Here is a 24,157-nt window from a genome sequence, read left to right as displayed (position 1 = left end):
GAAATAATATGTTTCAGTTCATTCTTGGCTTTAAGCGCCCAGTTAATTAGTATAGCTATATCTTGGCCGAATCATAGCTCTATGCATGCAGAGACTGTAATTAAAATTGTGTAATTGCCTGTTTTTGGTATGTTCACTCCAGTAACGGAGACAGGCATTTATGGACGAAAAGAAACTCAAAGCCCTTGCGGCTGAACTGGCTAAAGGCCTCAAAACCGAAGCCGATCTCAATGCTTTTTCCCGCATGTTGACGAAGCTTACCGTCGAAACGGCGCTCAATGCGGAGCTGACTGACCACCTCGGGCATGAGAAAAATGCGCCCAAAACAGGCTCAAACACCCGCAATGGCTACTCGTCAAAAACGGTGTTATGCGATGACGGCGAGATCGAACTGAACACGCCGCGTGACCGCGAAAACACCTTCGAACCACAGCTGATTAAGAAACACCAGACGCGCATTACGCAGATGGACAGCCAGATTTTATCCCTCTACGCCAAAGGCATGACTACCCGCGAAATCGTCGCCACCTTCAAAGAGATGTACGACGCCGATGTGTCACCCACGCTGATATCTAAAGTCACGGACGCCGTAAAAGAGCAGGTCACTGAGTGGCAAAACCGGCAACTGGATGCGCTGTATCCCATTGTTTATATGGACTGTATTGTTGTTAAAGTTCGCCAGAATGGCAGTGTGATAAACAAAGCTGTTTTCCTGGCGCTGGGGAGCAATACTGAAGGCCAGAAAGAGTTACTGGGCATGTGGCTGGCCGAAAATGAAGGAGCAAAGTTCTGGCTAAGCGTGCTGACGGAGCTGAAAAACCGGGGTCTTCAGGACATCCTGATTGCCTGTGTGGATGGTCTGAAGGGCTTCCCGGATGCGATAAACAGCGTCTATCCGCAGACTCACATCCAGTTGTGCATCATCCATATGGTGCGTAACAGCCTGAAATACGTATCCTGGAAGGACTACAAAGCCGTCACCAGCGGGCTAAAAGAGTTTATCAGGCCCCGACCGAAGAGGCGGCGCTGATGGCGCTGGATGCGTTCGCGGGCGAATGGGACGATAAATATCCGCAAATCAGCAAAAGCTGGCGTACGCACTGGGAAAATCTGAACACGTTTTTCGGCTACCCGCCGGATATCCGTAAGGCTATCTACACCACGAACGCGATAGAATCACTGAATAGCGTGATCCGTGCCGCGATTAAGAAACGCAAAGTGTTCCCGACAGATGACTCGGTGCGGAAGGTTATTTATCTGGCGATCAAGGATGCGTCGAAAAAATGGAGTATGCCGATCCAGAACTGGCGGCTGGCAATGAGTCGTTTTATTATTGCGTTCGGTGACCGCCTGAGCGATCACCTTTAATACATTGGCAGTTACACAGAATTACTGACAGGCTCACTGACTCAAACCAACACTTTCAACCCATGCTTTTGCACCACGGTAAGCAGTTTCAGCGCCAACCCTCCAGGACGCTTTGCACCACTTTCCCATTTCTGCACCGTTGACACACTGGTGTTCAGATAACTGGCAAAAACCGGCTGACTGACGTTTAGCTTCTCGCGCAACGCCTTAATTTCAATGGGTTGAAGCTCATCCACATTGCTGAGGCACGCTTTATCAAAGTTGCGCATGGTTTCCTGCGGGATAGCATCGACGCTGAATAATCCAGAAGCTGCGCTGTGGATGGCCTCAAATGCAGGACTTTTGAATTTACTTTTTGCGGTCATGGCAAATCTCCACCAGTTCTTTACTCTTAATCAGTGCCGTTATCTTTTCATCAACCAGGCCAGCGTAGTGCTTCGCCAACTCACGAAATGCAGCCAGTTCGCGTTGATCGATGTTTGCCATATCCTGTTTGGCATACAGGAACGTATAAAACCAGTGTTCTCCACCTTTCGCCAGGATAATGGCGCGATCGCGATTCCGGTTCAGGCGCTTCTTGTAGACCCCACCACCAAGATTATCAGCTTTCCCCTGTACCACAGCCTCTATAGCCTGGCATAACTCACCATTCCTGATGGCGTGAGATTTAGCCGCCTTGCTGAACCATTTAGTTTTGAATACGCGCATCAGGCCCACATCCTGTAAGCTAAAGTATAGCACCTGGTGCCAGACTACTCTTGTTTGGTATCGGATGCAAAGCGCATAGAGGCAGGCCGGGAATGTCTTGAAACACTCAGCTTATGAGGTGATAAATTCGGGAAAGAATAGATATTTTACTTAAATTTCAATCTGATATGCCGAAGGCCGGACTCGAACATCGCATATAACCCTATGTTAAAAAGTAATAAAATTTAAAAGACAATTTTCAGTACCAACAAACATACCAACAGTCCCGTTCAGTGATTATCGAACAGCGTGATAACTCATTAGTATACCTACAGCTTAAATCTCTTAACGGGTTATTGGCAAGAACAACTCTGGCATTCCGTGTAAGGAAGCTAAAGTAATATTAGATAGAAATGGCGTCTCAATTATTGTCCCCTCTTACCTTAAACGTTGCTTCTGCTCCCTAGCCCCATAACTGGACTAAAACTAACAGCCCTTCTTCCCTAAACCAATTGAACGCGTTAGCGTCACTGAAACAATTTCTCATGCTCATTAATGGAGAAGGTATGAAGGATAGGATCATCGAAATACTACAATACACCCTGAAAAAAGGTTCTGGTGAGGAGTTTCATCAGATCATGCGTGAGGTAAGTGTTCCACTCCATGCCCGGAACGGTATTGATGTGGTTGCGTACGGAAACTCTCTCCATGATGCTGACAGCTACTACCTCATACGTGCTTTTGACAGCGAAGAACAGATGAAAAGCGTTCTTGAGGATTTCTACGCAAGTGCGGGTTGGCGCAGTGGCCCACGAGAAGCAATCATCAGTCGAATTGAACTCAGTTTAAAATCAGTTCTATCACTACCACAAAGCGGCATTGATGGATTGAGATAAAGCGAGCAAAGGGGGATGCGCTGTTAAGTGGGTATCCTCCGCAGTACAGAATTTAAACTGAATTAACATAATTCATTGATAAATAGGTACATTTTAAAAATCTCGTTCCTGCTTCTAAAAATAGCACTTTTTGCCAAAACCCTCTAAGCCCCGTCTTGTAACAGCATTCAAACTATTCCTTTCTAATCTGTACAAAAAACACTCATTTACGCAATAATTCCGAAAAAACAGGTGTTGATTATCATAAGCGATATTCGAATAATAACCTCATCAAAACAACGACGAGGAAATATATGAACGAAAGAAAAAGATTTATCCGTTTACCTGAAGTATTAAATAGAACGGGCCTTTGTAAAGCTTGGATTTATCGCCTGATTAGTCGTAATGAATTCCCGGCCCAAGTAAAACTTGGTGAAAGAGCAATAGCATTCTTAGAAAGTGATATTGATAAGTGGATTGAAGAAAGGATTTCTTTATCACGTAATAAAGTAGCATAAAAAACAAAATCATAATGGTTTCGGTACAACCAGTTAGTCTATTAACTAAAAAATATAAACGTGGGAGGTCATATGTAAAAACAATCGAACTTAGTATCAGCATAAAACAAAAAATATAAACTGCTCTCAAATAATGCATGCAAATGCAGGGAGTTATACATTTAAAAAATAAGGAGTAACTATATGAATACTGAAGAACTAAATAACATTAAGGACTCATCAACTAAAGTTTTTACTGCTATGGCGAAGAATCTTTATATCACAGGAATACGTATATATAAAGAGCAGGAAGAGTATGAGGTATTGGAAGCCATAATGTTAGATAGTAATAGAACTGAATCATATCTTTTGCATGTTAAAGAATATCTGGAAAAGCGCTTTGATAAACATATGGAAGAGGCAGGTAAAAGAGAAAGACTGATTTATGTTGATATGGATAAAGTTATGCATGAAATGAGATATGTACATACTCAAGCATTACTTTTTAGTATGAGCTAATAACCGCGTATTCGGCCCCGGAAGGGGCTAATAAAAAACACAATGAATTAAATAAGCATTTAACTATGAGGATATAAATATGTTTAAAGAGAAGATAGGTATTAATAAATCAACTGAACTGTTCTATGACCTTGCATGTAGATCATTTGCCACAAGCTGGAATATGTTCATGGAAGTTAATGGCGATGGGGATGCTAATGATTATCTAGATGACCCGGATTTTATGAGTCCATTTATTATCCATGTGATTGACCACATTCAGAACAACTTTGAAATATTCACTGCCCAAGAGGGTAATAACGGTGATATTAATCAGGTTAACTTTGAAATGGTTGCTGCTATGTTGGTTAGATATTCAGACAGCTTCAGAAAATAAGAATCCATTTTGCCCCGCAAGGGGCTAAGATTAGTAATAAAGGAAAATATAAATGACAAATAAAATATCTGTAGTAGTAAGTATGCTGTGCGAAGGAACTCCTAACGTAATGAATACTATTCAAGAAAGCTTTGATGTATTTGTTGCTCTAAGTGGGTATTCAGTAGAAGAAATGATAGGGGATAAGAACTTGATTGATGCTTTAAATAGACATGTCAATAACGATTTAGTTGATGAGTTAGATTTGGAATATGGCTCCGTTATCATCAATATCGGTTATAACAACTAATTATTTTTACTAACCATTAACAAAATAAAAGGATTAAAGATGAAAGAGATTATATTGAATAGTTATGAGGAAACAAAAAACGAACTTGTTGCTAACATCTTACAAGGATACTGTGATGAGATATATGGTATTTATGAAAAACATCCTGAAACAGCAATAGATATTTTGAATGATGGTTTCCTTTCAGGCATCACATATGACGTTTTGATTGCTCGTGAGATGAAGAAATACTCTGTCAAAAATGATGTATCTGATATCAATAGAAGAGATTTAAAAGCCACAATCTTGTATTGGCATCAAGAACACATCATTGAACTTGTTTCAAAAAATATAAATCAGGATGAAAATGAAGATCCGATTTACTGGAAGCTAAAAATGACAGTTATTTGATATTTAGATGTAATGAGTATTCCCTCGAAAGAGGGAAATCACATGAATGATAAAACTAAGAGGTTTAATATGATTGATGAATTCCACGTTATGTATATGTATAGAAAAATCCAAGCTGAAGCGGCTACCACTGATATAAAGACATTGAACAAACTCTTGAAGAAGTTCCGCAAGGTAGTAGCGGAACGGCGGGAAGAATACTATCAGGAGATTGGTGAGAAAAAGGCACGTAAGTTAAAAATGAAAAAGATCCTCAAATTGATGGAGAAGGATAGGATATCACCAGAGGATCTCATTGACTGGCAGTAGCCAGTCACTATGTTGCTTCTTCGCTTATATATTAAACATCATCATAAGCTGGCTCTTCTGTTTTAGGATACTGCAGCGTCAGTGCTGGATCTGTTTCTTTGTTAGAACAGCTATCAGATGTTTTTGGTGGCTCAGATGTAGTCGTTCCCTCTGTAAGTTGATTGTCAGAATCATTTGTTTGATTAAATGTATAAACATTATCAAATACTGGTTCATTATTAGCGTTAAATCCCTGTGCCTTTTTAACATTAGGGCGTTGTTTGGCATTGATAGAATGCGCTTGTCCCTTAAGAAATATGTTGGAGTTCATAAAGAGATCTCCATCTTTATCAATAATGATCTCTTTCTTTTTGAGCGTTTTAAAGACAAGAGACATATTTGATTTTTTAATATCTAAGTCGCGGCATAGCTTTGCTTGCGATATATGAAAGCAGTTTCCAAACTCCATGATGTTTAAAATCCTTGCGATAACCTTCAACTCATTCTTGGAAATATCAAGTTCTGCGAGTTGCTGGAAGTTTTTTGTGAACATATGGACATAATCAACATCTTTTTTAATAGATTTAATGTTTTCTTTTCTCGAATAGATATTGGTAGTGTCTTTATGTGTGCTGTGATAATGTTCGAATATCTGCACTTTCTGTTCATTAGTGAAAAGATGATCATCAATATACTGCGTTAGCTGAAAGGGGGATAAACTGCTAAGAGATTGAAAATCTATTTGTGTCATTGTATTTTCCTTTTGTTATTGTTTTTATTAATACATAACAGATTAAACACTATGGTCAATAACAAAGTCAAAAATAAGTGGAAAAAGTTTTAATATAGTGGAAAACCATCCACAGAACAGGATAAATTGAAGCCGTTATTGATTCGTGACTGGAATAAGTTTATTGAGAGTGGAATGCTCGCCAGTTTTAAAGATTAGTTTCAGTGCGGACTATAGTTATAGTTTTTGCTAATTATGGTTATAGTAAACTATAATCCGAGTTATAGATATCGATAACCATAGTTATAGGAACCTATAACCTTTTTTCTGTAATATGTTGTTTTATATGAGAAATAACAGCTGTAATATAGTAATAAGTTTAATATAGTAAAAGGGAATGTGTGCCTGTTGAATGGCACCTGCTGTTTTATGAATGGCGTTGGAGGTTTTCAGCAATGAAGGATGAATTGTATTGAAATATTTCTTAATTGATCTGTCCAGAAACGTTTTGCTATGAAACTCATTTTTGCCTTATGAAAATGGCACCTTGTGCTACCTATTTTATTTTTACTATAATGTTATTACAGCGAAGTGATTGTTTTAAACAATCACTAAGCACTGCTTATATATGAGTACAGATGAAATTGTTTCTCCTTTATTTCATAGCGGCTATCGCCGCAATTCTTTATGGATAAATCCATCATTGACAGGGATGAACCCTGTTCCAGCAATGTGATTGTCTTGAACAATCACTAAGTGCTGCTACTGAAAATATAATTTTCCTATTCGTTTAAGGGAAAATGCTATATGTTATTGCGGTAATGCTATGTTCAAACATAGGATCAATTTTGTTTTTTATGATGAAATGATCTGGAAAAGATCTTTCCTCTTTTTACTATCAATATTAATAAGACACCTCATCAAGATAAAAATACATATTTCAGAGTTAGGGCGTAGCCGTGCGTCAGCACATGAGCTTCAGCTCATAGATGGTGGTGATTTTCAAAAAAAAGATGTTAGTGAAATAGAAAGAAATGCTTCGCAATAAAAATAAATATTGCACTCAAAAAAACTAATCATTTAAAATATTGAAACCCTGTATGGCGATTATAAAAATCGCCCGGTTTCCTTTAATCCTATTAAGTATTATCTCTTACTTCTTGCAAAATTAAATTAAGAAAAAACCTGCCTGTAGCCCTTACGGCATAAGGCTTAGAACGAAAATATACGACTGACCGTACAGTCAGTGTTCCTGACTCTATAGTCAGTATTCCTGACTGCACGGTGAGCTTTCCTGACTTTGCAGTCAGTTTCTATGTCATTTTTAGCTTAAAAACGACAGTGCTTTAAAGTATCGTCACTGGAATAGTTGCGATTTTGAAAATATTTTCGCAAAAAAATATGCAAAAAACTTGATATCTTTTTTGTGCATGGTATTTAATTTATTATAAATAAAATAACAAGAGGTAATAATGAAATGAATGAAATAGACGTTGACTTAGATTTAGGATTAAATCCTTTTTGCTTTGAGACAGAGCTAAAGATTGAAACACGAAAGAAAAATCTGACCGTTTCAAGAGGCACAGAATTTATCGAAAAGAAAGATACAGGTAAAAGCTACTTCGCCAATATCGTGCATACGCAAGAGGTCGATAAAGAAGAGTTCATTAAACTCTATACCTCTCAGATAAAAGCATACTTTGATCTCACGAAAACAGCATACAAAGTGTTTTTCATATTTTTACGAATATATCAGGATGCGATAGGCAAAGATCATTTCTACCTGAGCTGTAAAAAGGCAATGTCTCTTGCGGAAAAGATAGATCACTTTGTCTTGTCTGAATCTATCTTTTACAGAGGGATCAAAGAACTTATCGAAAAACGTATTATTGCTAAAACCAATGAGAAAAACTGGTATTTCATAAACCCTGCTATTGTCTTCAATGGTGATCGTGCTCGCTTTGTTTCAGAGATTATAAAAAAGAAAGAAGCAATGGAAGAACAACCCGAAAGCATAGTCGTCAATGGCGGCGACAATAGCACACTTAAAAATAAAAACAGGTCAATTGAAACAGTTATACAAGAAGTTAATAACCAAGATGACATAGATTTGTTAATCGCAAGATTGCAGGCTAAAAAGTCTCAAGGGTTAGCGAAGAGTGAAAGTATAAATGGAATCCCTTCTGTAGAGAACACAAGTCTTGTGCCACCAGAAGAACCGTTAGATTGGGATAATATTTAGTAATCCATTAACGCGACTTCTCTGAACTTTTTATACACATATATTCATATTTTAAACGTTGGGATGTGGAAGGTGAAATCCCTATTAAATTAAAAGAAGCCAGATAATCTGGCCTCTTCAGAGTATTGTAATAAATTTTTCGGAGTAATCATTTATTTACTATTAAACAGTAATCAAAAATAAAGTCATTGTCAAATTAAATTATCGTTCTCTTGATTAATTCCATTTTATTTAATATATATTAATAAGGCATTGTATTTTTATTTAATCAGAAGAAGAAATATGGTGAATAAAATGTAATAAATCAAAGGAGTATCAAATGAATAAACTTAATAAAAACAAATGGCGAACAAATGTCTGTGTCCGCATTTTCAAAATAATCCTTCCCGCAACAATATTAATTTCAGCAACCACAGCTAACGCAGCAGTCTGTAGCCCGGATGTCAGCTCATCATTAAAACAAGCGCAATATAACGCAATGAAGCAGGATGCGGCTCAGTTAGAGCCGGTAGCGAAGAATTTCATGGATAACATCAATCAGTCGCTTGAGACTATTGGCTGTACGGACGCGTGGCCCACCGGAAACCTCGGCATCAGCCTGCCATCTGTGGATTCAATAATTAAAAAAACGAAGGAAGCAGCAATAAGTAAAGCCTGTTCGATTGCGAGAGAAAAAGTCAGTCAACTGACCGGAAGTATATCCGAGAGTATTTCTATTGATATGCCCGTGATTGGGAATATCGCAAATGGAAGTGTTTCTACAGGAACTGGCTCTTCATCAGGATCGGGAGCAACCGTCAATGGAACCGATGTCTGGAGCAGCATCAGTAATTCAATGAAGTAAGAGGCAAAGGAATGTAATGATGATAAATATAAAGAAAAAAGAAGTGTCGATATTATTAGCAATATTAGCTAGCCTGTTATTAACTCAGTCAGCTTATGCCGCCGATTTATTTACCGTCCCGGAGACAGACAAATCAAAGCTGTGGTTTCTGGATATCTTATTCCCGGAGAATTTAGCGGAAAGCCCCTTAGCCAGCACAATGACGATCCTCAACAGCGCTGTTTTACTGGTTGGTGGCATTTTAGCTGCCTACACACTGATTGCCGGAACCATGTCAACGGCACATGACGGAGAAATGCTGGGTAAGAAATGGTCTTCCATGTGGTTGCCCGTAAGAACTGCATTAGGCACGGCAATGATACTCCCGGCTGCAGGTGGTTTCTGTGCCGCTCAGGTTATGGTGCTGTGGATGATTAATCAGGGAGTCGGTCTGGCAGATACCGTCTGGAATACCTATGCATCCAACCCCTCAGATGGGGCTGTTATTACCACATCTGCATCTTATCAGGAGCTTGATCGCATAGCGAAAACCGCCTTTATCAATAACGTCTGTATGTTAAAGGCGGGAGAATTATGGAAGAAATCAGCAGCAGCCGATCCCTTCCCGCACGTCACGCCTGCGTTTGAAATGACACCGGAGAAAGGTGCCTATTTATACACATACAGTTATGGAGCCAGCAATGCCGGTAATGATATGAATAAAAATTTACTGGTATCCAAGGCTGCATGTGGAAGCATCACGCTTACAGACCCGAAGGCCAAAGCTTCTTATGACGAACAGGCTAAAGCTCAGGCTACCATTGCTGCTGGCGGCATGTATATGGCTTATATGCCACAGGATATAAAGACGAATATTTCAGATGTTATTGAGGCACACAATGCCGCATTTATCGGCCTTGATAATAGTATGAAAACGCTGGCTGAACAGTATGTGGCCGATAATAATATTGATATTCAGACCGGAATAAACAGCGCAACGGCCTCATATGTATCCATTATTGATACTGCAGTACGAACAGTTTTCTCCACTGGCGACCAGTGGGATGATTTCAAAGAGAATGTCCAGAAAGACGGATGGTTTATGGCTGGCGCATGGAGTATGAAACTGATCCGTGTGCAGGATGCGATTAATGGAGCAGCTCATAATCTTCCTGTAGGTGGGCAAGCGACAATGGAATACGGAGATATATTCGATAACAGCCTGAACGCGATTATGGCAAAAGTAGCTCAGGATATGGCGAAATCAACGACAGCTTCAAGATATGCGAATGGTATTGATGCGCAAAACCGAACGGAAGCCAATACCAGTGGTAAAAGTGGCGCTGGCCCTAAAACAGATGATGCCGGGAAAATAGTTTCTTCTCTTCAAAGTGAAGCCAATAAGAGTATTTCTGGTGCAATGGCGGGTTTTCTCAGTTCCAGCGTTATTAATGGAAGAAAGCAAGGGAAAATTGTTTCATTTTCAACCGACACAACTGCTGCCAATTTACAGGCGATAAACCCGTTATTAGCCGTTAAAGGGCTTGGGGATACGATCAGTGCCGCTGGCTGGACGTTATTAGGAAGTTCTGCGGTTGTTGGCGCAGGTCTTGGTGCATGGACTTCATGGACTGCAAGCTGGGTATCGGGTGCATTTGGCGCTATGGGGATTGTTATGCCACTGGTTATCCCTTTATGGATAGCTGGTGATACCTTAGCCGTCGTTATTCCTATGTTGCCTTACGTCATGTGGTTTGGTGTTTGCGTCGGCTGGATGATCCTGTGCCTTGAAGCAATGGTCGCAGCACCATTATGGGTAATAACACATTTACATCCAGACGGTGATGGCGTAGTGGGTCGTGGTGGCGCTGGTTATGGTCTGGTTTTATCGTTAACCATGCGACCAGCGCTAATGATAACAGGATTAATAGCAGCCTATACGATGCTCCCTATCCTTGGTGGGATCGTCAATGAAACATTCTCCGGCGCGTTTGGCATGATGTCAGCCAATGCCGGGATAGGTATCATCGAGTCACTGGCTCTCATTGCTGTTTATATTGCGATGATGTTCACGGTAGTGAAGAAATCACTTTCACTGATTCACATCATCCCTGATGAAATTATGAAGTGGCTTGGTGTTCATGGTGGTCAGAGCATGTCGGGTTACGCACAGTCGGCACCAAAAGGTGTTGAAGGTGCTATGTTCACCAAAACCGTGTTGGATCAGGTTTCTCATACCTCAAATGCGATGGGTAATCAGATCAGGAATGCGCAAATCAATAAAGACCGTGAACAGCAACGTGAGCTTCAACAACAGCAACAGGCTAAACAGGGGAAAGCACAGGCAGCTAATAAAGCCAATGATACGGGATCTGCATTCAGAACTCATATGAGTAATGCTGGCCCACTGGATCAGCAGGATGAATATCAGTCTCTTGAAAGTGCTAACTCGGCTTACAATGCGGCTGAGGCAGCAGATGCTGTTGGTGATACAGCAGGCGCTGCAGGTTATATGAATGTAGCCCAAAAGGCTGCTAACAGAGCGGTATCGTTTGGTGAACATAACAGACCGTTGCTGCCTATAAACCTTCAGGCCCAAGCTTCACCAATTGAAAGCTTTAAGGCTCCAGATAAAGGGAATGGTGGTGGATCTTCCGGTGGTAGTTCATCACCCACTGAAAGTAATGACAGATAATGTGATATAAAAAGAGGGCTTTCGCCCTCTTTTTAATTGTTCGTTATCTGGAATGGAACTCACTTTATATGTTTACTTACCAGCATAATTTAAATGACTATAGTGAAAAATAGAACATCGCCACAGTCTTTATTGAATATGGGCATTTCTCATGTAAGATTTTATTCTCCTATAAAATATTTTTTATAGGCAAAAATATATAAAAATATCGCTGCATTTATGATATTCACTCCGTTTGTTTTATATGTCCTCTGTTATATTACTTTTCAATGCAGATGCTAAATAAATGTTTCTGTTAAAATTGACAGCTTACATTTAATTAGTTAAATAATAAATTAGGTAATAAGTTAACGGGAGTATTATAATGAGAAACAATAAATTTAAATTAAAGAGAATAACAGTGGTTTCGGCTTTGTGTTTTTCTGTGTTATATACAAATACAGCTTTTGCTGTCTGGCCCGTCACAGAAGAGATTTTGACACCGTATCTTATGGGGGCTTCACCTCAATCTATGGGCAATGGAATAATTGAAACATTAGTTTCAATGAACGACAAGCTGGCACAAGCAACAATAACAGCAAATGAGAATCAGAAGAATGCTGTTGTCAGTAATGCCAGTCAGGCAATCCAAGAACAGCGCATGAAAAATATCTTAAACAGGATACCTGATGCCAATGCCTGTGAAGAAGTCACGAGCGCAGGTGGTCGTGGTGCAGCAGGATCGAATACAAGCTCAGCGAAAGAGGCTTTATCTGAAAACAGCGTTAAGATGTTTACACAAGCAAATACCGGAATAAATGAGGCCAAGAAAAACATCATGGGCAGAGTATCAATAAGTGTTTGCTCCGAAGATGATGTGAAATATAACAGAGGTGGGTGCAATACTATAGGTCAGTATCCTGATAAAGATAAGTCGGCATCAAGCCTAATTACACCACCATTATCTAAATCCGAAGCATTGTCTAATAAGGTTTCGAATCAGTCCTATTCTGTTGAGCAGATTGAAGTTGCTGAAGCGGCAAAAAGAAATCTGATAGGGAACTTACCAGTTGAACCATTAAAGAACAAGGGATTAGAAGATACAACTGAAGGACGAGAATATTTATCGGCCTTTTCGAGCTTTGTCTCCAGAAGCACTGCTGGAACAAACGCCATTGATTCCGTACTGGCAATGAAAAAAGCAAGTAATGTATCAGTGAACTCAAGAGGAGCCAAAATAGGATCCACATTAGGTTCTACGCAGGGAGCAAACCTTGCTTGGTCAGATACTTCCGTAAAAAACAAGTATGCAACTCTATTTCCCGGCACAACATTCCCGGATAATCCTTCAGAGTGGGAAATGTTAAGATATGAGATCTATTCACGCTATGCAGATACAACAGGTGCTGACGCTTGGCAGGTAAAAATCAGTAGTGCTGATGAAAAAGAAACTGCGCATGAGCAGGCAAGAATGCAGGCACTTGATTTAAGATTACAAATGCTTCAAATCGAAAGAACAGAAGACACAAATATTTTGCTTGCGGCTCTGTTAGGACAACAACTACAACCTGTTGATAAGCAAATGCTGAATAATTTAAAAACAAATGCGACAAGAGCGACTCAGGCAACAAAATAATTGAAGTCATTAAAAAAACCGCCAGCGCTGGGCCAGCGGATTTGGTAGACTTGGTATGAAGATTATTTGATCTCGAAATCTTCCAGTGCCTTACCGGCTTCGAGCGCAGCAGCGATAGCACGAGGAGTTCGGCCCTGACCTGTCCATGTCTTTTCAGAACCATCGGTATCGATGTATTTATACTTAGCTGGACGTGGGGCGCGTTTCGCTCCGGTCTTGGAAGAAGATGAGTTAACAGTTGAAAGCAACTCTGCCGGGTCTATGCCATCTTCCAACAACTTCTGACGGAATGCTTCCAGCTTGGCCTGTTTCTCTTCCTGCTGCTTTAGAAATGAGGCCTCTTCTTCACGACGTTCTTCTACAACGATAGTGAGTTTTTCTAACATCTCTTCCAAGGTTTCGAGTGTCAGTTCACGAGCCTGAGAACGGAGAGTACGAATATTGTTGATGATCTTTAAAGCATCAGACATGCGATTTCCCTAATGTTTGTGGTAAAGAATACAAGCAATAACATCATAGTTTTAATCGTTCCTGTGCACAAAATCAATACATTATATGGTATAGACATTAGTTCCATCCTGAGTTCAAATTTTTTATTTGAGTTTGTGATTATCTTTAGCCGAGCGGGTTTCTTCAGATGATATATTATCAATGCGATTTTTAAATTTTCTTGAAAATCTGTTTTTCTCAATGCATTTTTTCTCAGCCTCTTCCTGATTATTAATGTAGTATTCGATTGTATTGCCGTTATCCAAGTCATAAATGACAGAAATCAAGATATTAATATTTTCATCTCTACTGTCATGTGTAATGTCAAACTTAGATATTAGCTTTGATACAACAACATAATTTGGATGCAAAATAGCTGTCATGGTGAGTATTCCATAAAATGGATGATTAATATTTAGACGTGTCTATAGGAGACACAACGAATAGTATCTTATAGGAAATAATTATAAATCATGAAGAAGCCAAAGCTCTTTTTATGGTTTCTTTTTTAGCTCGCGTTGCGGGTAAGGAAACGCCAAAACACTTTCACCTATATTGTTTTTAGATACGGCGTTCCACCATTTTTCGCGATATTCTGGATGATTACAGTAGTCTCGCTGCCGTTGAATTTCATCAAGAATATGGTCTTTTTGGTCAGGCCATTCTTCTTGCAATCTGTTTATCGTTCTGTAGAAAATATTCGACTGCATCATTATTTTGAAGAAGTTAAGCCTAAACCCTTCCAGACGTTGCTCGTAATCAGCGACAACCTTCTTATGGCTATTGATTGTGTTATTCAACTGCATCTGTATTCTACTAACCCTGTCATTAGCCATAGACGCTTCAAACTGCGACTGTTGAGAATCCAGCCTTGCCTCATTTGCCTGTTGGTAAGAGTCTACAATTTCTCTATTACGTTGCGCCGCATTATAATCATAATTCCAAAACGGATTTTTTCCAGACATAAGTATACCTCGATATCAATTATTCTATGTGTATATAATTAAACATTAATTTACTAAAAAGCAAATAATTCCATTAATTAGAATCATTAGTCAGATATTTATTTTCCTTTTGTTTAATACTTTGTTTATGGGTCAAAGAAAATACGGTTATTAAATACTTCCATCCATTTCTCGCAAATATAATGTGCGTGAGATGGAACCCTGAACGTCCAGACTGGATTTAATACATCATCAGTCATAATACAGATCTCGGCATCATCGGATCTGCAATCAGGCAGCGAGTAGTTGATTTCCCTGATGTTGCTATATGAATATATAAATATGCTGTTCATATTTTTACGCAATGTCGAAGACATTACGTTTTTCTTCATATTATGGTTAAAGAGAAGAACAGAGCGCTTCAGTAAGTTTATGGTGAAACCCGCCTGTTCGTATTCGTAAGACAAAACAGCATCGCTGAACGAGTCAACAAAAGCGATTTTTTGATCTTTTTCGACGATTTCCATGCTCATCCCTCGCTGTTTTACTGCTTTATCTCAGCCCAGCATAGTCGCCAGTGCCTGCATACTCAAGTAAAATGATCTGTAAAATCGATCGATAAATTTATATTGATAGATAATAACGATTAAAAAAGATTTATCGATCGGTTTTTTAATTGATTTAATCGATCGATATATTGCTTGTGATAGTCTGTGTCTATCGTTTGTTTTGTATCGATCGATTTAAACGATGTGACGAACACTAAAAATAATTCAATTCTATCAATTGATTAGATGATAACTCCTGATCTATAGGTGAGAGCGCCGGGATTGGGGTATACGAATCTGACTAAATCCTTGAGGAATAAATGAAAGGACATAACTTCTTAGCACTGGCGGTCTCTCTGGTGTTTCTTTCTGGCTGCCAGCAGCTTAACGATGGCGTAAATACAGTTAATGGCGCAATCAGTTCTTCGTTGTCTTCAGTAGGTAAAGCGCTGGGGGCAACTGCCACCACTCAAAGCCTTGGCCCGGTATCGTCTGTATCTGGCCTTGGTGCTGTCTGCAAAGACTATGTGGCTGGTCGTTGTTGCTATTGGGCTGTTTTTGGTCACACTGCTTCCAACGGTGAAATTCATTCGTAAGCATTTAACCGTAGGTAAAAGCAGGGCTGTTATCCTCTCATCATTCCTGATTGTCTATGCCGTCAGGTTTCATGGCGTGTTTTCAGATGTTAATGGAAGTGGATATACGATTAACGGCTACAATACAATATGGACATTCTTCTTCCTGTTTGCCTTCCTGTTGGCTTATATCGGTTGTTCCGGGAATAGCAAAAACTGTGGGACATATATTCCTCCAGCCACTGTGCAGCCTAATGGTCATAAAGCCTATGCGCCCCAATCAGAGATTGATACCGATATCGCTGTGAAGGGATCAAGTGTGTTATTCGATCCAAATCTAGATATTGTGGAACAACAGCGTTATCGGGATGCTATTGAAAAGCGAAATAATGATAGCTGGTAAGGCAACACTCTCTGATAATGTTGTGTTTAGACGATAGATTTAATTAATGTATTGTGGTGTTTAAGTTTGAATGAAATTGAGTAGGATGGATACTGTATTCATTCTACTCAATACTTATACAAAGATGATGTAATCAATATGTAATTGATGTTAATAATTTTGGTTTTTTAATTCCTCTATAATGGAACGCAAGATTTTTTTGATTTCATTAGTGTCCTTGTTATTATCCATTTTTCTTTTGTTGAAATCATCAAGGGATAGTAAATATCTGTCTGGCGATATGTTTTTTCTATTAAAGAATACATCCTCATTGGTTTTTATTATTAGTTGTAAAAACAGTTCTCCATTTTCTCCTTTTGTTAGCGCCTTGTCGTTATCTATTGATATATATATACTGGACTTATCATTGTAAGGCCCATAGACTTCAGTATTAATAATTAGTGAATATCCTAGGCTTTCTAGCGAGTTAATAACTAATTCATCATAATACTCTTTCTTTGACATATATTCTGAATTTTTCATAAAGAAAATGTCAGATTTGTTTTTTCCATGTTCTCCTATCGCGTCAGGGGTTAGTTCTTGGCTATCAAATAGCATTAAGATAAATTTCTTTAAGTATTCTGTTGGTTTATAATACTGACCAGCGGCCTTACCCTTGTTAGGTTCAAAGATGAGTCCATTTGCATATAATTTGTTGATTGATTTTATTTCCCGTCCTTCTTGCGATTCAGTAATTTTTAATAATTGCTCCGCAGTGTTCTTGAATCCCTTAATATCGAAAATATCGTATATATATACTTTCTTCATGAAATTAATATCATAGACTGTGAGAGCATTTAGCATTGATATAAAATCAATTCTTTGCTCATCAGGAATATCACTTTTCGATATGTTTATTGCTAACTTAGAATAAAGGTGAGTTTTATTATCTTCGTCATCTTGCATGAATTTTTTAATCAAAAATGCCAAATTCGCTTTTGTGAATTTCTTTTCTGTATCGTCATCTAATTGCTCAATGCCCATGTATAACTCATATAATTTTTTCTTGTTCATCTCATCATAGAAATTTTTACTATTTATCACTAGCCCTTCTATTATAGATGAGGCATTCCCAATGTATGGATCTAATAATAGTTTTCCTGTGTCTTTTACTAAGTAGCCAAAAATTTTAATCAGTGCTTTATTTTTATTGCTTATATTCATATGGACTCCTAAAAAACGGATGGAACTAGTTTGATATTATATCAAATATTATTCTGCAATAAAGTTAAACTTTAGAATAATTTAGAGGTTATTCATTTTTATCGAATGATGATGGTTTCAATGATGGATAATTAACTCTTTTACCTGATACTATCGGAGAAGTCTGGGTATAGTCCAGAACATTATATTTTTTGTGTTGCTCTGCTTTCGGACGACTTGGAAAACGCCTGATCTCATCTGGTGTTGGACTATAACTGCCACTGTTAAATCTGGCACGTCTTTCATACTCAGCGCGTGATACATAGATGCCCAGCACTTCATCGAACACGTAGTTTTCGGCAATACGCTTATCGTGTTCAGCATCGGTAGAAACGGGAGCAGGTTTTCTCTTGGTCCATACGAACTTTTCTTTGAAGAAGTCCACTATGAGTAGCGTGAAACGCTTAAATATTCCACTCTGACGAGGTTTAACCTGCTTCCTCTTGCTTTTAAAAGGCGCGCGTTTAACTGCGCCCGCTGTTGAAGGAGAAGAGGTTTTCAGTTTAGAGCGAGGTGAGGCAGGGATCACCAGTGATGGTTTTGGTTCTTGGTTAACCTGACTGATCTTATCAGGGTTACGATACGACTTCACTGGCGGCCTTATCTGTGAAACTTGGGCTGGCTGAGTAGTAATGGTTTCTCTGCTGTTTGCTGTATTTGAGAGGGTATCAACCAATATAATCTCTTCTGGTTCAGCAAGATGTGTAATCGTAAAGCTTCTTACATCAACGACGATTTCAAGATCAAGTTCACTGAATGTTTTGTAGACTTCGATGGCTTCTTGCTTGGCAGCATCACGAACAGCCTGTTCTGCGGCTCTTTGTTCTTGAGCAGCCTTACTACGCCATTTAGCACTGAGGATACGTTTCATTGGAGGACGGTTTGTTTCAGCGGCCTTGGCAAGCCATAGCGCTTGTTCTTCATTGTCCAGAGCAACCGCTGCTTTCTCTAATGCTTCCTCATGCTGGGATTGGAGAGAGCGATGGTCAATACGTTCTGACGAGCCAGCGGCAGCGAGGTAGCTGTTAGCCATCGATGCCCATGATTCACGCCACAACACAGACATTTTTCTGTCATTCCAGCTTCTTTCTTTTTTACCAAAGCCTTCCGGGCCTATGGTTTTTAATGTCAACATAACGTGAGCGTGTGGGTTATCGCTATCAAGATCATGAAAAGCGATATCGGCAATCATGCCTTTATCAACGAAATTTTTCTGGCAGTATTCAAGGACAAGTTTTTTCTTGTCTTCATTATTTAACTCGGCAGGAATGGCAACGTCAAAAAAACGGGCTGTTTGACCATTTTGTTGACGCTCGACTCTTTCAACTTCATTCCACAATGCTGTGGAGTCTTTTACGATATGTTCTGGAGCATTAACAGGTGCTAATATGAAATGCCCATATAAATCAGTACGGCGGCTATAATCATACGTATCACCTGTTCTTTCATCTGTTATACGTGTACGAGCATGATAGGCAGCTTTCGCAACGGAAGATCTGCCTTCTGAACGTTTCACAATTTTAAAATCAAGATGAAAAATAGCCACTATATAATATAACCTCAAAATAAATTTAAATATCAAACCAAAATATAAATCTCCAATGCGACTATGCTGGTTTTAGTTTTTCGCAAGAAAAACTCTGGTGTTGACGTTGACCTTGCTTTTAGCCTGCGGCAGGCAACCGTCGGTAGACCCCACACGCTGCGTAGCAGTGTATAGGTGGGCATTGCTTTATTTTTATATCTCCTAAAGGAGCTAAAAATAACGACAATGTATTAAGTTTTTCTATAGCTAAATAATAACGCTAGTTTTAATGTCTGTGAAATTAACTGAGCGGAAATCGGATGAACGGCTGAGGTAGGATGGTAAGACTTAATATTTTGGTTTTAGGTAACGCCCGTAAGGGCATAAGTAGTATTTTTCCCTCCCGCCGGAAGGCGGGAAAGCGGAATGTAGATAAAACAGTGAAAATAACAGATGCTTTTGCGTGTTGCACAATTCACAGGTTAAGACCAGAAATCAGAGTCAAAAAACAAGAGATGAAATTGTTTTCATTGATTTGATAAAATAAGTAACGCGGAGAGTATCAGGTATTTTAAGTTATGGTTGCTCGCATATGTGTTGCATAATTTTATTTTGAACTTACTGATTTATCAATTTTAAAACCAAAACACCATTTTTTCGGGATAAATCCCATCATTAATAGGCAAGCCTGTTTAACTACTGATTGTCAGAAACAATCATCTCGTGCTGCGTAGTTTAATTCAAAGTAAAATGTTCGATTTACTCATGTGGTTTGACCTTTTCCTTTTTTAATTGTATTTGATGTTTTTAAAAACCAAAAGGAAAAGTAATTATGAGTACGGATGATAAAAACAGAAAGCCAAGAACAGAAAAAACAATTAAGCAAAAAATAGCATCAGCGCAGATGCGTTTGAATCGTCTCAAAACCAAAGAGAAATCTTTGTCCAAGAGTGCTGAGACACGCCTGAAGATAATCCTTGGGGCAGAAGTAGCTAAAGCTTTTGGCTGTAAAGTAGAAGACGTCGATAAGGAGTTTGTGTTGGGTATATTAATACATTTTCAAAATGTTGGTGCTGAGGATAAGGCAAGGCTGAAATTACGCGGTAAAAGGTTTCTTGAGGATATGGTTGGTAGACAGGAATAACGATTAAAAAATCTAACATCATGATAATGAGGGTTTTTTCCGTGTTCGGCGGAAGTTGGATATTTAGAACTACAGAGGTGATTGTTCAAATAGTGTTCGTTTTTGAGATCGTGCTCAAGAAAATCTATGTGCTTTATAGTGTAGTTTAACTTAAGTGAATTTTCGTTAAGGTATTGTGGAGGAAGGTTTTTTGAAATTTGACTTTTCCATGAAACCATAATCTTTTTCATTGAGGTGAGGTGGATGTTATGGATAAAGTCAATGTTGCTCAATATTTGAGAATGTCTACAGACCATCAGCAGTATTCAATATTCAATCAATCTCAATTCATAAGTAAATTTGCGTCAGAACATAAGATGAATATCATTCATACATATGATGACTCTGGAAAAAGTGGGGTTACGGCAAACCGAAGACAGGCATTTCAACAGTTAATAGATGATGTGGTTGAAGGGAAAATAAATATTAAAGCAGTTTTAGTTTATGACATAAGCCGTTTTGGGCGATTTCAGAGTATAGATCAATTTGGATATTATACCCATCAACTTCAAATGCATGGTGTTGGCGTCATATATTGTGCAAACCCTATCATTGAAGGTAATAGTGATTATGCTGATTTTCAATTATTCATAGATCGAAAAAAAGCTTCTTCTTTAAGTCGGGATTTATCACAAAAAGTCTTTCTTGGACAAGCTAATCTGGCTGGTCGTGGATATCACCAAGGCGGGCCTGCTGGATATGGTTTACGAAGAATGTTGATAGATGAAAACCATAAACATAAAGGGATACTTAAATATAGAGAGTGGAAAAGCATCCAGACTGATCGAATAATTTTAGTATTAGGGCCGGAAGATGAAGTCATAACGGTTAGATGGATATACAATCAATTCGTGAATAACTCTAAGCCAGAGAGGGTTATTGCCTCTGAGTTGAATAGAAGAGGGATTACTGCAGAGCATGGCACTAAATGGACCAAAGGAAAGATCCACGAGATTTTAACTAACGAAAAGTATATTGGTCATAATGTCTATAACCGAACATCTTCTCGTTTAAAGCAGCGTCTTATCCACAACCCACAGCATGAATGGATAAGATGTGAAAATGCTTTTGAAGCTATTATTTCTCCTGAGTTATTTTTACAAGCGCAGACTATTATTAGTAATAGAAGTATTCATCTTAGTAATGATGATTTACTTGGTAAACTCTCCGAGCTTTTTAAAACAAAAGGGAAACTATCCGGCATAATTATAGATGAAGATGATAATACACCATCCTCATCTGTTTACAGGAAACGTTTTGGTGGTCTATTACAGGCTTATAAATTAATTGACTATAAACCAAAGCACGATTATGACTATTTGCGAATTAATTCCTTGCTAAGAGAAAAGTACCATAGTTTAGTTGAAAAACTCATTTTTGATATTACAGAACAAGGCTGTTATGTTGATTATGATGAGGAGTCTAAATTATTTACTATTAATGATGAAGTTAAAATGTCTGTAGTTATCTCCCGTTGTTTCATGAATAACACGAGAAAGCGCTGGAGAATCCGGTTTGAGCGAAAGTTTAGCTATGATATTTGTATCGTTGTTAGACTTGATAGTCAAAACGTGAACACCAAAGATTACTATATATTCCCTTCAATAGAGTTATTAGATAATCAGTTTGTTTTTGAAGAGTTAAATCCTTACCAGTTAGAGTTTTATCGATATGATGACTTGATACTTTTTTTGCAAATCCTTAAACGTGATGTTTTTTAAAAGGAATCCACTGATGAATGAATATGAAGAAATAAAGCTTATAGATATCTCAGAGATCAGAATCGTTAATCCACGTTCAAGAAGCAAATCTATTCACGATGAACTTGTTGAAAGTATAAAAAACATAGGGCTAAAAAAACCTATTACGGTTAGGTTATCTGACTCAACCTGTAAGACGTATGTGTACGATTTAATTTGTGGGCAAGGACGGATTGAGGCTTATGAAATGTTAGGTGAAAAACAAATCCCAGCAATAGTAAAGTCAGTTGATCATGAAGATGGTCATATCATGAGTCTGGCAGAAAATATTGCTCGAAGAAAACCACGTTCGACGGAGCTTCTCAACAGCATTATAGAATTAAAGAATAAAGGTTTTTCTGAGTTAGAGATTGCTAATAAAATTGGCCGTTCTAAAAATTGGGTAGCTTCTATTGTATCACTAAAAGAAAATGGCGAAGATAAATTACTTTCTGCTGTTGAGTCTGGCAGAATCCCGATATATATAGCGGTAGAAATATCAAGAGCTAAAGGAGTTGATATACAACACCTGCTTTTAGAAGGATTTAATTCTGGTGACCTCAACTCAAAGCAGATAGGTGCAATTAAAAGGATCTTATCTCAGAGAGAGACATCCGGTAAAGGAAGTGATAATAATTCTTTTGTTCAGGGGGTAAAAAAGAAGCGGATTACTTCTGATGAGTTAAAAGAACTTTATCAAGAAAATGTCAAAAGGCATAAAATTATTCATACAAGATCTGAGTTTACAATATCTAGCCTAATGGTTGTTAAAGAGATAATGGTTAATTTATTGAGGAATAGAGAGTTTTCAGACCTTCTATCTGTTGAGAGCCTGAATTCTGTTCCTGCATTTATTCTGGATAATGTTGACCCAGAACGAGGTCTTGAAAATGAATAAACCCAACTTCGGTAATAAGTGTTTTATTATTAATGTTTCTGATCTGCTATATGGGAAAGAGTTGCCTATTAATGTGAAATCAAGCGTAAAATATCATCAGATAGTTTCCACGGTGAAAACAGTTGGTATCATAGAACCCATAGTTATTTATATTAATAATTTGTCAGAAAAGATAATACTTGATGGTCACTTAAGAGTTGAAGCATCAAAGGATATAGGGCTATCCACTGTACCTTGTTTGATTTCTGAGGATGAAGAATCTTACAGCTATAACAAGTATGTCAATCGATTACCAGTTATTCAGGAATATCGTATGATATTACAGGCTGTGGATGCTGGTGTTTCAGAAGAAAAAATTAGTCAATCTCTGAATATATCAGTAGATACACTCAGGGCAAAGTTTAGATTACTTGATGGGATTAGCCCGGAAACTACCGCTTTATTAGCAAATCAACATGTTCCACAAGCAATATTCGCTATTTTACGTAAAATGAAACCAGAAAGACAGCTGGAGGCGGTATCCACGATGATGAGTATAAATAATTTCAGTCGTAAATTTGCTCTATCATTATTACACTACACTCCCGATGATATGCTAATAAATCCGAAAGATTCGAAACTAAAGCAGCAAGACATTGCAAAGAATTTTGCCAGAATGGAACGAGAAATGGCTGCTATGGAAATGGAGACTAAACAACTCGAAAATATATATGGAACAAATAATTTAAAGTTGGCAGTGATTATTGGACACATAAAAAGACTACTTTCTAATTATTCTGTATTAAATTGGTTGGTAGATAATAATCCGGATTATTTAGCTCAACTAAAGAAAATTGCTGCTATTGACTCATTGCCAATGTACGAAGATGAAGAGTTGCGTTGAGTATTATACGGCCCACTATGAACAATGCATTTTATGTTGTAGTGTGTTGTTCATAGTTGTGCTTTACATTGTATATTATTTTTAAATCTGAAAGTTTTAGAGGAATAAATTTGACAATTGATATTTAATATTATATTTAATAAGTGTTCCTTGTGAATATTCACTTCAACGAAGTGTCTGATTGCCCCACAGATGGGGAGATGTTTGCAGCCCAATGGGCTGATTTATTTGCCCCAAGTGTGGGGATATGTATTCTCTCCAATGGAGAGTTCCTTTAAAGGGAAAAGAAAGGGCCTTATGGCCCTTTCTTTATTATATTAACCGTTCATTTTCG

Annotated in this window: 25 protein-coding genes and 2 pseudogenes; 18 read left to right on the top strand and 9 right to left on the bottom strand. The window is 38.2% G+C overall.

Annotated features, from left to right (window positions below):
- The first annotated feature begins 160 nt into the window (after positions 1-160).
- Positions 161-1,368: pseudogene (locus tag SCU88_RS03120) on the top strand (IS256 family transposase).
- Positions 1,369-1,409: 41 nt separating this feature from the next.
- Here the strand turns inward: SCU88_RS03120 and SCU88_RS03115 are convergent.
- Together SCU88_RS03115 and SCU88_RS03110 are read right to left on the bottom strand one after the other, a co-directional pair.
- Positions 1,410-1,733, bottom strand: a complete 324-nt coding sequence (locus SCU88_RS03115; protein WP_175341501.1) for a helix-turn-helix domain-containing protein — start codon at positions 1,731-1,733, stop codon at positions 1,410-1,412.
- Positions 1,717-2,076 (bottom strand): type II toxin-antitoxin system RelE/ParE family toxin, encoded by a 360-nt coding sequence (locus SCU88_RS03110; RefSeq protein WP_175341502.1) that lies wholly within the window; start codon positions 2,074-2,076, stop codon positions 1,717-1,719. Before SCU88_RS03110 ends, SCU88_RS03115 begins: the two co-directional genes overlap by 17 nt.
- A gap of 545 nt (positions 2,077-2,621) precedes the next feature.
- On the opposite strand from SCU88_RS03110, the gene SCU88_RS03105 reads away from it, so the two are divergent.
- The 7 genes from SCU88_RS03105 to SCU88_RS03075 all read left to right on the top strand — a co-directional run bounded on the left by SCU88_RS03105 (position 2,622) and on the right by SCU88_RS03075 (position 5,310).
- Positions 2,622-2,951, top strand: a complete 330-nt coding sequence (locus SCU88_RS03105) for an NIPSNAP family protein (protein ID WP_048264310.1) — start codon at positions 2,622-2,624, stop codon at positions 2,949-2,951.
- A gap of 293 nt (positions 2,952-3,244) precedes the next feature.
- Complete coding sequence (locus tag SCU88_RS03100; RefSeq protein WP_021536027.1) at positions 3,245-3,448, top strand: helix-turn-helix transcriptional regulator; 204 nt, start codon at positions 3,245-3,247, stop codon at positions 3,446-3,448.
- Between the two features lie 183 nt (positions 3,449-3,631).
- The gene (locus tag SCU88_RS03095) at positions 3,632-3,946 is read left to right on the top strand and encodes a hypothetical protein (protein ID WP_001090932.1); all 315 of its coding nucleotides are present in this window, start codon (positions 3,632-3,634) and stop codon (positions 3,944-3,946) included.
- Positions 3,947-4,025: 79 nt separating this feature from the next.
- Entirely contained in the window at positions 4,026-4,322 is a 297-nt protein-coding gene (locus SCU88_RS03090) for a hypothetical protein (protein WP_109183688.1), read from the top strand.
- Positions 4,323-4,374: 52 nt separating this feature from the next.
- Positions 4,375-4,611: a hypothetical protein gene (locus SCU88_RS03085; protein WP_000182398.1), complete on the top strand. Its 237-nt coding sequence runs from the start codon at positions 4,375-4,377 to the stop codon at positions 4,609-4,611.
- 39 nt (positions 4,612-4,650) lie between these two features.
- A complete protein-coding gene (locus tag SCU88_RS03080; protein WP_000658726.1) occupies positions 4,651-5,001 on the top strand; it encodes a hypothetical protein in 351 nt (116 codons plus the stop codon).
- 69 nt (positions 5,002-5,070) lie between these two features.
- Entirely contained in the window at positions 5,071-5,310 is a 240-nt protein-coding gene (locus SCU88_RS03075; protein WP_014639269.1) for a DNA-binding protein, read from the top strand.
- A gap of 31 nt (positions 5,311-5,341) precedes the next feature.
- Here the strand turns inward: SCU88_RS03075 and SCU88_RS03070 are convergent, their stop codons facing one another.
- A complete protein-coding gene (locus SCU88_RS03070; RefSeq protein WP_175341503.1) occupies positions 5,342-6,040 on the bottom strand; it encodes a DNA-binding protein in 699 nt (232 codons plus the stop codon).
- A gap of 1,456 nt (positions 6,041-7,496) precedes the next feature.
- Here SCU88_RS03070 and SCU88_RS03065 point away from each other — a divergent pair.
- The 4 genes from SCU88_RS03065 (at position 7,497) to SCU88_RS03050 (ending at position 13,394) form a co-directional block, all read left to right on the top strand.
- Positions 7,497-8,261, top strand: a complete 765-nt coding sequence (locus SCU88_RS03065; RefSeq protein ID WP_175341504.1) for a hypothetical protein — start codon at positions 7,497-7,499, stop codon at positions 8,259-8,261.
- Positions 8,262-8,580: 319 nt separating this feature from the next.
- Positions 8,581-9,105 (top strand): hypothetical protein, encoded by a 525-nt coding sequence (locus tag SCU88_RS03060; protein ID WP_001037948.1) that lies wholly within the window; start codon positions 8,581-8,583, stop codon positions 9,103-9,105.
- Between the two features lie 16 nt (positions 9,106-9,121).
- Positions 9,122-11,779 carry a DotA/TraY family protein gene (locus SCU88_RS03055; RefSeq protein ID WP_175341505.1) on the top strand — a complete coding sequence of 886 codons (2,658 nt, stop codon included), beginning with the start codon at positions 9,122-9,124 and terminating at the stop codon, positions 11,777-11,779.
- A 364-nt stretch (positions 11,780-12,143) separates the two neighbouring features.
- Entirely contained in the window at positions 12,144-13,394 is a 1,251-nt protein-coding gene (locus SCU88_RS03050) for a hypothetical protein (protein ID WP_049271439.1), read from the top strand.
- Positions 13,395-13,456: 62 nt separating this feature from the next.
- On the opposite strand, the gene SCU88_RS03045 is transcribed toward SCU88_RS03050, so the two are convergent.
- The 4 genes from SCU88_RS03045 to SCU88_RS03030 form a co-directional block, all read right to left on the bottom strand.
- The gene (locus SCU88_RS03045; protein ID WP_049271437.1) at positions 13,457-13,864 is read right to left on the bottom strand and encodes an H-NS family nucleoid-associated regulatory protein; all 408 of its coding nucleotides are present in this window, start codon (positions 13,862-13,864) and stop codon (positions 13,457-13,459) included.
- Between the two features lie 123 nt (positions 13,865-13,987).
- Positions 13,988-14,266 (bottom strand): hypothetical protein, encoded by a 279-nt coding sequence (locus SCU88_RS03040; RefSeq protein ID WP_239670095.1) that lies wholly within the window; start codon positions 14,264-14,266, stop codon positions 13,988-13,990.
- Positions 14,267-14,377: 111 nt separating this feature from the next.
- Complete coding sequence (locus SCU88_RS03035) at positions 14,378-14,848, bottom strand: hypothetical protein (RefSeq protein ID WP_000014601.1); 471 nt, start codon at positions 14,846-14,848, stop codon at positions 14,378-14,380.
- Positions 14,849-14,973: 125 nt separating this feature from the next.
- Positions 14,974-15,354 carry a hypothetical protein gene (locus SCU88_RS03030; protein ID WP_426097924.1) on the bottom strand — a complete coding sequence of 127 codons (381 nt, stop codon included), beginning with the start codon at positions 15,352-15,354 and terminating at the stop codon, positions 14,974-14,976.
- A gap of 341 nt (positions 15,355-15,695) precedes the next feature.
- On the opposite strand from SCU88_RS03030, the pseudogene SCU88_RS03025 reads away from it, so the two are divergent.
- Together SCU88_RS03025 and SCU88_RS03020 are read left to right on the top strand one after the other, a co-directional pair.
- A pseudogene (locus SCU88_RS03025) lies at positions 15,696-15,902 on the top strand (hypothetical protein); the annotation flags it as partial.
- Complete coding sequence (locus SCU88_RS03020) at positions 15,901-16,353, top strand: hypothetical protein (RefSeq protein ID WP_175341507.1); 453 nt, start codon at positions 15,901-15,903, stop codon at positions 16,351-16,353. The pseudogene SCU88_RS03025 and the gene SCU88_RS03020, both read left to right, overlap by 2 nt.
- A 150-nt stretch (positions 16,354-16,503) precedes the next feature.
- On the opposite strand, the gene SCU88_RS03015 is transcribed toward SCU88_RS03020, so the two are convergent.
- A complete protein-coding gene (locus SCU88_RS03015) occupies positions 16,504-17,556 on the bottom strand; it encodes a hypothetical protein (RefSeq protein ID WP_175341508.1) in 1,053 nt (350 codons plus the stop codon).
- Positions 17,557-17,644: 88 nt separating this feature from the next.
- Positions 17,645-19,141, bottom strand: coding sequence for a MobQ family relaxase (gene mobQ, locus SCU88_RS03010; protein WP_175341509.1), 1,497 nt, complete (start codon positions 19,139-19,141; stop codon positions 17,645-17,647).
- A gap of 811 nt (positions 19,142-19,952) precedes the next feature.
- Here mobQ and SCU88_RS03005 point away from each other — a divergent pair.
- The 4 genes from SCU88_RS03005 to SCU88_RS02990 all read left to right on the top strand — a co-directional run bounded on the left by SCU88_RS03005 (position 19,953) and on the right by SCU88_RS02990 (position 23,823).
- Complete coding sequence (locus SCU88_RS03005; RefSeq protein ID WP_022064738.1) at positions 19,953-20,264, top strand: conjugal transfer protein TraD; 312 nt, start codon at positions 19,953-19,955, stop codon at positions 20,262-20,264.
- A 248-nt stretch (positions 20,265-20,512) separates the two neighbouring features.
- The gene (locus SCU88_RS03000) at positions 20,513-22,024 is read left to right on the top strand and encodes a recombinase family protein (RefSeq protein WP_175341510.1); all 1,512 of its coding nucleotides are present in this window, start codon (positions 20,513-20,515) and stop codon (positions 22,022-22,024) included.
- Between the two features lie 13 nt (positions 22,025-22,037).
- Positions 22,038-22,940, top strand: a complete 903-nt coding sequence (locus SCU88_RS02995) for a ParB/RepB/Spo0J family partition protein (protein WP_175341511.1) — start codon at positions 22,038-22,040, stop codon at positions 22,938-22,940.
- Positions 22,933-23,823 carry a plasmid partitioning protein RepB C-terminal domain-containing protein gene (locus SCU88_RS02990; protein ID WP_175341512.1) on the top strand — a complete coding sequence of 297 codons (891 nt, stop codon included), beginning with the start codon at positions 22,933-22,935 and terminating at the stop codon, positions 23,821-23,823. The genes SCU88_RS02995 and SCU88_RS02990 overlap by 8 nt, the downstream gene beginning before the upstream one ends.
- Positions 23,824-24,157 lie beyond the last annotated feature (334 nt).

Source organism: Jejuibacter sp. L23 (assembly GCF_050815825.1).
Classification (GTDB): Bacteria; Pseudomonadota; Gammaproteobacteria; order Enterobacterales; family Enterobacteriaceae; genus Jejubacter; species Jejubacter calystegiae.
The sequence above is the reverse complement of the archived record's forward strand: the minus strand, read 5'-3'. Positions and strand labels throughout refer to the sequence as shown.

Bases quoted from the DNA above. Each gene is read 5' to 3' on its own strand.
- SCU88_RS03095 (WP_001090932.1), top strand. From the start codon at position 3,632: ATGAATACTGAAGAACTAAATAACATTAAGGACTCATCAACTAAAGTT.
- SCU88_RS03115 (WP_175341501.1), bottom strand. From the start codon at position 1,733: ATGACCGCAAAAAGTAAATTCAAAAGTCCTGCATTTGAGGCCATCCAC.
- SCU88_RS03055 (WP_175341505.1), top strand. From the start codon at position 9,122: ATGATGATAAATATAAAGAAAAAAGAAGTGTCGATATTATTAGCAATA.
- SCU88_RS03000 (WP_175341510.1), top strand. From the start codon at position 20,513: ATGGATAAAGTCAATGTTGCTCAATATTTGAGAATGTCTACAGACCAT.
- SCU88_RS03110 (WP_175341502.1), bottom strand. From the start codon at position 2,076: ATGCGCGTATTCAAAACTAAATGGTTCAGCAAGGCGGCTAAATCTCAC.
- SCU88_RS03005 (WP_022064738.1), top strand. From the start codon at position 19,953: ATGAGTACGGATGATAAAAACAGAAAGCCAAGAACAGAAAAAACAATT.
- SCU88_RS03085 (WP_000182398.1), top strand. From the start codon at position 4,375: ATGACAAATAAAATATCTGTAGTAGTAAGTATGCTGTGCGAAGGAACT.
- SCU88_RS03065 (WP_175341504.1), top strand. From the start codon at position 7,497: ATGAATGAAATAGACGTTGACTTAGATTTAGGATTAAATCCTTTTTGC.
- SCU88_RS03020 (WP_175341507.1), top strand. From the start codon at position 15,901: ATGTGGCTGGTCGTTGTTGCTATTGGGCTGTTTTTGGTCACACTGCTT.
- SCU88_RS03035 (WP_000014601.1), bottom strand. From the start codon at position 14,848: ATGTCTGGAAAAAATCCGTTTTGGAATTATGATTATAATGCGGCGCAA.
- SCU88_RS02995 (WP_175341511.1), top strand. From the start codon at position 22,038: ATGAATGAATATGAAGAAATAAAGCTTATAGATATCTCAGAGATCAGA.
- SCU88_RS03015 (WP_175341508.1), bottom strand. From the start codon at position 17,556: ATGAATATAAGCAATAAAAATAAAGCACTGATTAAAATTTTTGGCTAC.
- SCU88_RS03100 (WP_021536027.1), top strand. From the start codon at position 3,245: ATGAACGAAAGAAAAAGATTTATCCGTTTACCTGAAGTATTAAATAGA.
- SCU88_RS03040 (WP_239670095.1), bottom strand. From the start codon at position 14,266: ATGACAGCTATTTTGCATCCAAATTATGTTGTTGTATCAAAGCTAATA.
- SCU88_RS03060 (WP_001037948.1), top strand. From the start codon at position 8,581: ATGAATAAACTTAATAAAAACAAATGGCGAACAAATGTCTGTGTCCGC.
- SCU88_RS03080 (WP_000658726.1), top strand. From the start codon at position 4,651: ATGAAAGAGATTATATTGAATAGTTATGAGGAAACAAAAAACGAACTT.
- SCU88_RS03090 (WP_109183688.1), top strand. From the start codon at position 4,026: ATGTTTAAAGAGAAGATAGGTATTAATAAATCAACTGAACTGTTCTAT.
- SCU88_RS03045 (WP_049271437.1), bottom strand. From the start codon at position 13,864: ATGTCTGATGCTTTAAAGATCATCAACAATATTCGTACTCTCCGTTCT.
- SCU88_RS03075 (WP_014639269.1), top strand. From the start codon at position 5,071: ATGATTGATGAATTCCACGTTATGTATATGTATAGAAAAATCCAAGCT.
- SCU88_RS03030 (WP_426097924.1), bottom strand. From the start codon at position 15,354: ATGGAAATCGTCGAAAAAGATCAAAAAATCGCTTTTGTTGACTCGTTC.
- SCU88_RS03050 (WP_049271439.1), top strand. From the start codon at position 12,144: ATGAGAAACAATAAATTTAAATTAAAGAGAATAACAGTGGTTTCGGCT.
- SCU88_RS03105 (WP_048264310.1), top strand. From the start codon at position 2,622: ATGAAGGATAGGATCATCGAAATACTACAATACACCCTGAAAAAAGGT.
- SCU88_RS02990 (WP_175341512.1), top strand. From the start codon at position 22,933: ATGAATAAACCCAACTTCGGTAATAAGTGTTTTATTATTAATGTTTCT.
- SCU88_RS03070 (WP_175341503.1), bottom strand. From the start codon at position 6,040: ATGACACAAATAGATTTTCAATCTCTTAGCAGTTTATCCCCCTTTCAG.